Below are 11208 nucleotides of genomic sequence, written 5' to 3'. Positions count from 1 at the left end.
CATCGGACGTACACAAACGAATGAGGCCGCGCGCCAGATTTTGGCTTTACAAAATCGTCGGCTGAGATTTTCGTAACGCGCGCGCGATGCCGGCGCCGTCAGAACAACAAGAGAGAACAACGATGAACCCCGCCAATCTCCCCTTTGATTCCGAAACGATGCTGCAGGGCCTGCGCAGCTGGGTGGAATGCGAAAGCCCGACCTGGGACGCCGCCGCGGTCGAACGCATGCTCGATCTCGCCGCCCGCGAGATGGCGATCATGGGTGCGACGATCGAGCGCATCGCCGGACGCCAGGGCTTCGCGGGCTGCGTCCGCGCCCGTTTTCCCCATCCGAAACAAGGCCAGCCCGGCATCCTGATCGCCGGCCATCTGGACACCGTTCACCCCGTCGGCACCATCGAGAAGCTGAAGTGGCGGCGCGAAGGCAACAAGTGCTTCGGGCCGGGCATCTTCGACATGAAGGGCGGCAACTACCTGTCGATCGAGGCGATCAGGCAATTGGCGCGCGCCTCCTTTACGACTCCGCTGCCGATCACCGTGCTGTTCACCCCCGACGAAGAGGTCGGCACGCCGTCGACGCGCGACATCATCGAGGCGGAAGCCGCGCGCAACAAATATGTGCTGGTGCCGGAGCCCGGCCGTCCGAACAACGGCGTCGTCACCGGCCGCTATGCGATCGCGCGCTTCAACCTGGAAGCCACCGGCAAGCCCAGCCATGCCGGCGCAACGCTGTCTTCCGGCCGCTCCGCGATCCGCGAGATGGCGCGGCAGATCATCGCCATCGACGGCATGACCACCGAGGACTGCACCTTCTCGGTCGGCATCGTGCATGGCGGCCAGTGGGTCAATTGCGTCGCGACGACCTGTACCGGCGAAGCGCTCAGCATGGCCAAGCGCCAGGCCGATCTCGACCGTGGCGTCGAGCGCATGCTGGCACTGTCGGGCACCGCCAACGACGTGACCTTCAAGGTGACGCGCGGCGTCACCCGCCCGGTGTGGGAGCCCGATGCGGGCACCATGGCGCTCTATGAAAAGGCAAAAGGCCTTGCTGCAGCGATGGGTCTCGATCTGCCGCACGGCAGCGCCGGCGGCGGCTCAGACGGCAACTTCACCGGCGCGATGGGCATCCCCACGCTCGACGGCCTTGGCGTTCGCGGCGCCGATGCACATACGCTCAACGAGCACATCGAGGTCGACAGCCTCGCCGAACGCGGCCGCCTGATGGCGGCACTGCTGGCGACGCTGGACTGACATCGATTTGCACTGCACAACACGTTGGCACTGCCGGATCGAAATTTAGCCTTGTCCATTTTTGAGGCTTCGCCTACGGTCCGGCCGTCCAACGCGACGATGCGGGAGAGATCGAAGCGACAACAATCGTGTTGTTGGCTTCGGCGCCGACGGAGCAACCGCCCCGGAAACTCTCAGGCAAAAGGACTGTATCGTCAGGACGATCTGGAGAGAGACGAACATGGCCGCACATCAAGGGCCATGACGTCCACCGAAGGGGATAGTTCGCTTCTGGCCACAGCCCGATGCGGATCAAGCTCTCAGGTACCGTGACAGATGGGGCGCCGATGCCGGTTTCACCGGCGGTTCGGCGACTCTTACCCACGGGAGCCTGACAACTATCATGCCACACATCGCGATCATCGGCGCCGGCATCACCGGCGTAACGACGGCCTATGCCCTGCTTGAACGCGGCTACAAGGTGACTGTCCTCGACAGGCATCGCTACGCCGCGATGGAAACCTCGTTCGCCAATGGCGGACAACTCTCCGCCAGCAACGCCGAGGTGTGGAACAGCGCCGCGACCATCCTCAAGGGGCTGCGCTGGATGCTGAGAAGCGACGCGCCGCTGCTGATGAACCCGAAGCCGAGCTGGCACAAATATTCCTGGATCGGCGAGTTCGTAGGCCACATCACGCGCTATCGCGGCAACACCATCGAGACCACGAAGCTCGCCATCGAAGCGCGCAAGCATCTGTTCTCGATCGCAGAGCGCGAAAACATCGCCTTCGATCTCGAACGCCGCGGCATCCTGCACGTCTATCACGACAGGGCCGGCTTCGAAGCCGGCCTCAAGGTCAACACGCTGCTGCAGCAAGGCGGGCTCGACCGCCGGCCGGTGACCCCGGACGAGATCCGCGTCATCGAACCCGCGCTGCAGACAACCTGCTATGGCGGCTTCTTCACGCCGTCGGACGCGACCGGCGATATTCACAAATTCACGCGTGGGCTTGCCGACGCCTGCATCCGCCGTGGCGCGAGCTTCGTCCATGAAGCCGACGTCGACACGATCGCACACGGCGATGACGGCTTCCGCATCGGCTGGAACGAAGCTGCTTCACATGATGCTGCGGTCGCGACGCGCCAGCAGCTACAGGCGGACGGGATCGTGATTTGCGCCGGCGTGGCGAGCCGCCACTTCGCCAGCCTGCTCAACGACCGCGTCAATGTCTATCCGGTGAAGGGCTATTCGATCACGGTGCAGCTCGATGCGCCGCAAAGCCGGAATGCGGCCCCAACCGTCAGCCTGCTCGATGAAGCTGCGAAGATCGTCACCAGCCGGCTCGGCGCCGACCGCTTCCGCGTCGCCGGCACCGCCGAGTTCAACGGCTTCAACCGCGACATTCGCGCCGATCGCATTCAACCGCTGGTGGACTGGGTGCGGCATCATTTCCCGGAGATCGACACGTCGAAAGTCGTGCCATGGGCGGGCTTGCGCCCGATGATGCCGAACATGATGCCGGTGGTTCGCGCCGGACGGATTCCGGGCGTGTTCTACAATACGGGCCACGGTCATCTTGGCTGGACACTGTCGGCGGCGACGGCGCAGATGGTGGCCCAGGCGATCGACGATTGGCGCGACCTCGACACGCCGCCGATGGCGCCGACGTTCGGTGCCGGGCTCGACGTGCCCGCCGACGCGCGCAAAGCTGAAATCAATCCACCTTCCAGTGGACTGCTTCAAACTTCACCGGAGGAATAATCGCGGCCAACAGGACTGATTAGCTGCACCGCAAAATCCGCAGCACCGATGGCATGGGACTTGCTCAAGTTCTACCGTGAGTCTGCTACCATCTGTGCTACGGTCTGGTGTGCAACGGTCCCGCTGGGGACTTCATCGACCACAACCCAACGGATCAAATTTGCTCGGATATCTGCTTCGCCGCATCCTCGCCGCCATTCCCGTGATGGGCGTGGTGGCTCTGTTCGTGTTCCTGTTGCTGCGGCTGACGCCGGGCGACCCGGCCGCCATCCTCGCCGGCGACAACGCGACTCCCGAACAGCTCGAACGCATTCGGACCTCGCTTGGTCTGAACGAGCCGATCTACATCCAGTTCTACACCTGGATCGCCAAGTTGCTGCACGGCGACCTCGGCGTCTCCCTGATCTCGAACAAGCCGATCCTCGAAATGATCGTCCCGCGCCTCGAGCCCTCGATCTCGGTCGCGCTGGCCACCATCATCCTCTCGATCCTGGTGGCGGTGCCGCTCGGCGTGATCGCGGCGTGGAAGCACGGCACCTGGATCGACCGCTTCGTGATGGGGCTTTCCGTGCTCGGCTTCTCGGTGCCGGTGTTCGTCATCGGCTATGTGCTGATCCAGATCTTTGCGATTGATCTGCGCTGGGTTCCGGTACAGGGCTTCAAGAGCATCTCGGCCGGCTTCGGTCCGTTCTTCCAGCGCCTCATCCTGCCGACCTGCACACTCTCCTTCATCTATGTCGCGCTGATCGCACGCATGACGCGGGCCTCGATGCTCGATGTGCTCGGCGAGGATTACGTGCGCACGGCGCGGGCCAAGGGCATCGGCGAGACCGGTGTGCTGCTGCGCCATGCGCTGCGCAACGCCGCCGTGCCGGTCATCACGGTGATCGGTTCCGGCTTCGCGCTGCTAATCTCCGGCGTCGTCGTCACCGAGAGCGTGTTCAATCTGCCCGGCATCGGCCGCCTCACCGTCGATGCGGTGCTGGCGCGCGACTATCCGGTGATCCAGGCGATGATCCTGTTGACGTCGGGTATCTACGTCGCGGTCAATCTGTTGATCGACCTCGCCTACACCCTGCTCGATCCTCGTATCCGGTACTGAGCAATGGCGATCGAAACCCTTCCCGAATCCTCGCTTCCCGTCACCCGGCCGTTCCGCGTCAAGTTCGGCTTCCTGACGTCGACGCCGATCATCGCGGTTGCGACGATCAGCCTCGCCCTCATCATCCTGATGGCGATCTTCGCGCCGCTGCTTGCGCCGCACGATCCTCTGCTGCTGACGCCGTCGCAGCGGCTGAAGCCGTCGAGCGCGCAATATCTGCTCGGCACCGACGCTTATGGCCGCGACCTGTTGTCGCGCATCATCTACGGCGCACGGATCTCGCTGGTGATCGGGCTCGGCGCCGCCGTCTGCTCGATCGCCATCGGCCTTCTGATCGGCCTCGTCGCCGGCTTCTTCCGCTGGGTCGATGCGGTGCTGATGCGCGTGATGGACGGCTTGATGGCGATCCCCGCCATCCTGCTCGCGATCGCCGTGGTGTCGCTTTCGGGCGCCAGCATCTGGACCGTGATGGTCGCGATCACCATCCCCGAGATCCCGCGCGTGGCGCGGCTGGTGCGCTCGGTGGTGCTGACCGCACGCGAGGAACCTTATGTCGAGGCCGCGATCTCGCTCGGCACCAGCCTGCCGAAGATCATGTGGCGGCATTTGATGCCGAACACCATCGCGCCGCTGATCGTGCAAGGCACCTATGTCTGCGCGTCCGCGATCTTGACCGAGGCGATCCTGTCGTTCCTCGGCGCCGGCATCTCGCCGGAAACGCCGACATGGGGCAACATCATGGCCGAGGGCCGCGCCTATTTCCAGGTCAAGCCGTCGCTGATCTTCTGGCCGGGGCTGCTGCTCTCGATCGCCATTCTCAGCGTCAACCTGATCGGCGACGCCGCCCGCGACGCGCTCGATCCCCGCATGAAGCAGCGTGAGGGCAAGTGACGGCTTCAGCTCTTCTGAAGCCGTCATTCCGGGGCGATGCGAAGCATCGAACCCGGAATCTCGAGATTCCGGGTCTGGTGCTGGCGCACCATCCCGGAATGACAGTGGGTAAATTCCTTCGCAGCGCCAAGAGACCCTGACATGACCAACGTCGTCCTCGACATCAGCAATCTCGTCGTCGGCCTCGGCCGCAAGGCGGATGCGCATCGCATCATCGACGACCTCTCGCTGCAGGTACGTGAAAGCGAGACGCTGTGCCTGGTCGGCGAAAGCGGCTCGGGCAAGTCGGTGACATCGCTCACCGTGATGGGCCTGCAGCAGAAGGGCACGCTGGTGCCGTCTGGCGGCAGCGTCAAACTGGTCGGCGAGGAACTGCTCACCGCCAGCGACCGGCGGCTGCGGCAACTCCGCGCCACGCGGATGGCGATGATCTTCCAGGAGCCGATGACCGCGCTCAATCCCGTGGTGCCGGTAGGCCGCCAGATCGACGAGGTGCTGCGCGCCCACACAGATCTCGATGCCCGCGCACGGCGCCAGAGGATTTTGGCGATGATGGAGCATGTGCGGCTGCCGGACGTGGAGCGCATCTTCTCCTCCTACCCGCACCGCCTCTCGGGCGGTCAGCGCCAGCGCATCATGATCGCGATGGCGCTGGTGCTGGAGCCGAAGCTCCTGATCGCGGACGAGCCGACCACCGCGCTCGACGTCACCACTCAGAAGCAGATCCTCACCTTGATCCGCGACCTGCAACGCGATCACGGCACCGCGGTTCTGTTTATCACCCACGACATGGGCGTGGTGGCCGAGATCGCCGACCGCGTCGCGGTGATGCGGCACGGCCGCCTGGTCGAAACCGGCCCGCTGCAGGACGTGCTGCGCAATCCGAAGATGGAGTACACCCGCAACCTCCTGTCCTCGGTGCCGAGCCTGGTGCCGCGCGCGCCGCGCCCGGAGACGACCGAGCCCGTGGTGCTGGAAGCCAACGAGCTCAGCAAGGTCTACCGGGAGCGGTCGCTGTACGGCAAAGCCCGCGAGGTCGCCGCCGCCAGCAACGTCACGCTCACTCTGCGCAAGGGCCGCACGCTCGGCATCGTCGGCGAAAGCGGTTCCGGCAAGTCGACGGTGGCGCGCTGCATCGTCCGCCTGATCGATCCGACCTCGGGCGGGGTACGCCTCGCCGGCCGCGAGATCTCCGACCTGTCGCGCCGGCTGTTGCAGCCGCATCGCCAGAAGATCCAGATCATCTTCCAGGACCCCTACCGCTCGCTCAATCCGCGCGTCACCGTCGGCGAGAGCATCGCGGAAGGCCCGGTCAATTACGGCATGCCGCGCAAGGACGCGCTGGCGCGGGCGCGCGAGCTGCTCGAGCTCGTCCATCTGCCGCCCGACGCGATCTCGCGCTATCCGCACCAGTTCTCCGGCGGCCAGCGCCAGCGCATCGCGATCGCGCGCGCGCTGGCGCTCGATCCCGACGTGCTCGTCGCGGATGAGGCGGTGTCCGCGCTCGACGTCTCGGTGCAGGCGCAGGTTCTGGATCTGCTTGACGAAATCCAGCGCCGGCTGGGCATCGCGCTGCTGTTCATCACGCATGATTTGCGCGTCGCCGCACAAATCTGCGACGACGTCGCCGTGATGCAGCATGGCCGCGTCGTGGAACAGGGACCGGCCGCCGAGGTGCTGACCAATCCGCAGCAAGCCTATACCCGCGCGCTGCTCGATGCGGCGCCCGGACGCGGCTGGGACTTCGCCAACTTCCGCCCCGTTTCGGAAGGCATTGTGGCGACGGCCTAGGTCTTTAGCCTCAAGCCTTTCCGCCCACAGGGCATGCAAATCCGCTGGTGCTCCCCGGCTTGCGCTGGGCGCGACGACACGCTTAACGTCGCGCGCTAGAGCGTGGCCCTGAAGGTGGACGCCGGTCTTCCCCGGAGATCACGCTCCAACCAACGAGATGAGATCATGACGCGCGTCGTTATGATCGAAGAAACGTATCGAGACCGACTTGATGACCCGCATTGCCGTTGGCGGCTTCCTGCACGAGACCAATACCTTCGCACCGACGAAGGCAACCTATGACGATTTCGTGCATGGCGGCGGCTGGCCGTCGATGACGCATGGCGCCGACGTGCTCAAGGTCATGCGCAAGATCAATGTCGGCCTCGCCGGCTTTGTCGAGGCGGCGGAAGCCAATGGCTGGGAGCTGGTGCCGACGATCTTCGCCGCGGCGAGCCCGTCGGCGCATGTCAGCAAGGATGCGTATGAGCGGATCGTGACGGAAATGGTCGACGGCATCGCCGCGGCCGGACCGATCGATGCCGTCTATCTCGACCTGCACGGCGCCATGGTCACCGAGCATTATGACGACGGTGAAGGCGAAACGCTGGCCCGCGTGCGCAAGGCGATCGGCAACGACCTGCCGCTGGTGGCGAGCCTCGATCTGCATGCGAATGTCTCGCCAAAGATGATCGAGCATGCCGATGCGCTGATTGCCTACCGCACCTATCCGCATGTCGACATGGCCGAAACCGGCCGCGCCTGCGCCCGGCATCTGGCGCTGATGCTCAAGTCCAGGCAGCGCTTCGCAAAGGCGTTCCGGCAATTGCCGTTCCTGATCCCGATCAGCTGGCAATGCACCAACGACCAGCCGACCAAAGGCATCTATCAGAAGCTCGCCGCTCTCGAGAGCGACGCGGTGCCGACGCTGTCGTTTGCGCCGGGCTTCCCGGCCGCCGATTTCAGGGATTGCGGGCCGAGCGTATTCGCTTACGGCCGGACCCAGGCCGATGCGGATGCCGCCGCCGACAAGGTCGTCGCCCTGGTCGCGAGCCATGAGGATGATTTCGACGGCCGGATCTATTCGCCCGACGAAGGCGTGCGGCTGGCGATGGAACTGGCGAAATCGGCCAGCAAGCCGATCATCATCGCCGACACCCAGGACAATCCCGGCGCCGGCGGCGATTCCGACACCACCGGCATGCTGCGCGCGCTGGTGCGCAACAAGGCGAGTGCCGCAACCGGCGTGATCTACGACCCGCAATCCGCGAAGGCCGCGCACACCGCCGGGGTCGGGGCATCAGTCACGCTCGAGCTCGGTGGCAAGTCCGGCATTCCCGGCGACGCGCCATACCGGGAGACTTTTGTCGTCGAGCAGCTCTCGGATGGAAAATTCGTGGCTCCCGGTCCCTATTTCGGCGGCCGCGACATGGACATGGGCCCCTCGGCCTGCCTGCGGGTCGGCAACGTGCGCGTCGTGGTCGGCTCCTACAAGGCCCAGCTTGCCGACCAGGCGATGTACCGCTATGTCGGCATCGAGCCGACGGCACAGAAGATTTTGGTCAACAAGAGCTCGGTGCATTTCCGCGCCGATTTCGAGCCGATCGCCGAGAAGCTCTTGATTTGCGCCGCTCCCGGCGCGATGCCCGCCGATACCGCCACGCTGCCGTGGAAACATTTGCGTCCCGGCATTCGTATCAAGCCGAACGGCCCTACTTTCACACCCACCTCCCCATCACGCACAAACGGATAGAGAGCCATGCCGACCATTGAGCGCATCGACAGTTTTGCCGACGAACTCACCGCCATCAGACGGGATCTGCATGCGCATCCCGAGATCGGCTTCGAGGAGGTCCGCACCTCGGGCATCGTCGCCGACAAGCTGACGAGCTGGGGTATCGAGGTGCATCGCGGCCTCGGCGGCACCGGCGTGGTCGGCGTGCTCAAGGGCAAGGGCAACGGCACCAAGAAGATCGGCCTGCGCGCCGACATGGACGCGCTGCCGATGGAGGAGAACACCAATCTGAAGTGGCGCTCGACCATTCCCGGACGCTTCCATGGCTGCGGCCATGACGGCCACACCACGATGCTGCTCGGCTCGGCGCGCTATCTCGCCGAGACCCGCAATTTCGACGGCACCGTGCATTTCATCTTCCAGCCGGCCGAGGAAGGCCTCGGCGGCGCGCGCGCCATGATCAAGGACGGCCTGTTCAAGCAGTTCCCCTGCGACGAGGTCTATGGCCTGCACAACGCGCCCGACCTCAACCATGGCGAGATCGCGATCCTGCCGGGCCCGGCAATGGCCGCAGCCGACTTCTTCGACATCAGGATCCAGGGCTACGGCGCGCATGGCGCGATGCCGGAGCGCTCCAAGGACGCGGTCGTGATCGCAATGACGCTCGGACAGGCGTTGCAGTCGATCGTCAGCCGCAACGTCGATCCGCTGCAGGCTGCGGTGCTGTCGATCACGCAGATCCATTCCGGGTCGGCGTACAACGTCATTCCCGGCGAAGCCTGGATGTGCGGCACGGTGCGCTGCTTCTCCGACGAGATCCGTGAGCTGATCCGCAAGCGCATGCGCGAAATCTCCGCCGGCTTTGCGGCGGCATATGGCGCCGAAATCTCGGTCGAGATCCGCGACGGCTTCAGCGTACTGGTGAACCAGGAAGAGCAGTCCCGCGTGGTCGAGGAAGTCGCGCGCACCGTCGTCGATCCGGCCAAGGTGATCACCCGCTCGACACCCAAGATGGGCAGCGAGGATTTCGCCGACATGATGCAGGCCATTCCCGGCGCGTATTTCTGGGTCGGCCATGACGGCTCCGTGCCCGTTCACAATCCCGGTTACGTTCTCGACGACAAGATCCTGCCGATCGGCGCCAGCATGTTCGCCCGCATCATCGAGAAACGCATGCCGGCAGGTGCGCATGCATAAGCCCAAAGGGGACGCCATCACGTCGCTGCACGATCTCTCCGCCGTCGACCTGCTCGCCGGCTATCGTGCCAAGCAATTCTCGCCGTCCGAGGTGCTGGAGGAAATCATCTCCCAGGTCGCGACCTGGGAGCCGCACATCAAGGCGCTGTATTTGTACGACCCGGAAGGGGCGCGGAAGGTCGCCAGGACCTCGACCGAGCGCTGGCAGCAGGCCGAGCCGGCCGGCACGCTCGATGGCGTTCCCGCCACCATCAAGGACAATGTCGCGACCAAGGGGCAGCCGGTGCCGCTGGGCGCGGCGAGCGTCAAGCTGGCGCCCGCGGAGAAGGATGCACCGCCTGCGGCGCGGCTGCGCGAGGCCGGCTGCGTGATCTTCTCCAAGACCACGATGCCGGACTACGGCATGCTGTCGTCGGGCCTGTCCTCGTTCCATCCCCTGACCCGCAATCCCTGGGATGTCAGCAAGAACCCCGGCGGCTCGAGCGCCGGCGCTGGCGCGGCAGGTGCTGCCGGCTATGGTCCCTTGCATCTCGGCACCGATATCGGCGGCTCGGTGCGGCTGCCGGCCAACTGGTGCGGCCTCGTCGCATTGAAGCCGAGCCTCGGCCGCGTGCCGATCGACCCGCCCTATGTCGGCCGCGTCGCCGGTCCGATGACCCGCACCGTCGACGACGCCGCGCTGATGATGAGCGTATTGTCGCGTCCCGATCGCCGCGACGGCATGAGCCTGCCGGCGCTCGAGGTGAACTGGAAGGCGCTGGAGAAGTCGCCACGCAAGCTGCGCATCGGGCTGATGCTCGACGCCGGCTCCGGCCAGAAGGTCGAGAAGGAGGTTCGCGAGGTCGTCGTGAAGGCTGCGAAGGCGTTCGAATCCGCCGGCGCCGTCATCACCGAGATCGACGGCATCCTGACGCCCGAGATGCTCGAAGGGCTCGACAATTTCTGGCGCGCTAGGACCTGGGACGAGCTGTCGAAACTGTCGCAGGCCGACCGCGGCAAGACCCTGCCCTACATCCTCAACTGGGCCGAGGCCGGCGCAAAGCTCTCCGGCGTCGATGTGGTGCGCGGCTTCAACATGACGATGGCGATCCGCGCGGCCGCCGCGAAATTGTTCTGCGAGGTCGACTACGTGGTCTCGCCGGTATCGCCGGTGGTGAACTTCCCGGCCGAGTTCGCCGCGCCGCTCAACGACCCGGCAAAGCCGTTCGAGCACATCTGCTTTACCGTGCCGTGGAATATGTCGGAGAACCCGGCGCTGTCGATCAACGGCGGCTACGACAAGAAGGGCTTTCCGATCGGCGTCCAGATCATCGGCCGCCGCTTCGACGACATCGGCGTGCTCGGCATGGGCAAGGCGTTCGAAGGCCTGCGCGGCCCGCAGAAGCCGTGGCCCGCGCCGCCGAAGAAGTAAAGCAGCGCCTCAACGCAAGTCAGGATGCGCGGAGCCAGGCCCGCGCATCCCTCTTCTTCACAACGGATAATTGCCGGGTTAACTGGATGGAGACGCGCGCCAGCGCCG

Annotated in this window: 8 protein-coding genes and 2 riboswitches; all 8 genes read left to right on the top strand. The window is 65.1% G+C overall.

What is annotated here, in order from left to right; all coding sequences use genetic code 11:
- Positions 1-122: 122 nt before the first annotated feature.
- The 8 genes from J2R80_RS23900 to J2R80_RS23865 all read left to right on the top strand — a co-directional run bounded on the left by J2R80_RS23900 (position 123) and on the right by J2R80_RS23865 (position 11100).
- On the top strand, positions 123-1253 hold the full coding sequence (locus tag J2R80_RS23900) for a M20/M25/M40 family metallo-hydrolase (RefSeq protein ID WP_026192961.1): 1131 nt from the start codon (positions 123-125) through the stop codon (positions 1251-1253).
- Positions 1254-1345: 92 nt separating this feature from the next.
- Positions 1346-1452: riboswitch (glycine riboswitch) on the top strand.
- Positions 1453-1455: 3 nt separating this feature from the next.
- A riboswitch (glycine riboswitch) is annotated at positions 1456-1570 on the top strand.
- A 65-nt stretch (positions 1571-1635) separates the two neighbouring features.
- On the top strand, positions 1636-2994 hold the full coding sequence (locus J2R80_RS23895; RefSeq protein ID WP_141341168.1) for a D-amino acid dehydrogenase: 1359 nt from the start codon (positions 1636-1638) through the stop codon (positions 2992-2994).
- 160 nt (positions 2995-3154) lie between these two features.
- Complete coding sequence (locus J2R80_RS23890) at positions 3155-4096, top strand: ABC transporter permease (RefSeq protein WP_028336105.1); 942 nt, start codon at positions 3155-3157, stop codon at positions 4094-4096.
- 3 nt (positions 4097-4099) lie between these two features.
- On the top strand, positions 4100-4987 hold the full coding sequence (locus tag J2R80_RS23885) for an ABC transporter permease (RefSeq protein ID WP_057019082.1): 888 nt from the start codon (positions 4100-4102) through the stop codon (positions 4985-4987).
- Between the two features lie 141 nt (positions 4988-5128).
- Positions 5129-6778 (top strand): ABC transporter ATP-binding protein, encoded by a 1650-nt coding sequence (locus J2R80_RS23880; RefSeq protein WP_253639501.1) that lies wholly within the window; start codon positions 5129-5131, stop codon positions 6776-6778.
- A 211-nt stretch (positions 6779-6989) separates the two neighbouring features.
- Complete coding sequence (locus tag J2R80_RS23875) at positions 6990-8510, top strand: M81 family metallopeptidase (protein WP_057019084.1); 1521 nt, start codon at positions 6990-6992, stop codon at positions 8508-8510.
- A gap of 6 nt (positions 8511-8516) precedes the next feature.
- Positions 8517-9689: a M20 aminoacylase family protein gene (locus J2R80_RS23870; protein WP_016846360.1), complete on the top strand. Its 1173-nt coding sequence runs from the start codon at positions 8517-8519 to the stop codon at positions 9687-9689.
- A complete protein-coding gene (locus J2R80_RS23865; protein ID WP_253639500.1) occupies positions 9682-11100 on the top strand; it encodes an amidase in 1419 nt (472 codons plus the stop codon). Before J2R80_RS23870 ends, J2R80_RS23865 begins: the two co-directional genes overlap by 8 nt.
- Positions 11101-11208 lie beyond the last annotated feature (108 nt).

The sequence above is a fragment of the Bradyrhizobium sp. USDA 4541 genome, assembly GCF_024171085.1.
GTDB lineage: Bacteria > Pseudomonadota > Alphaproteobacteria > Rhizobiales > Xanthobacteraceae > Bradyrhizobium > Bradyrhizobium australafricanum.
The sequence above is the reverse complement of the archived record's forward strand: the minus strand, read 5'-3'. Positions and strand labels throughout refer to the sequence as shown.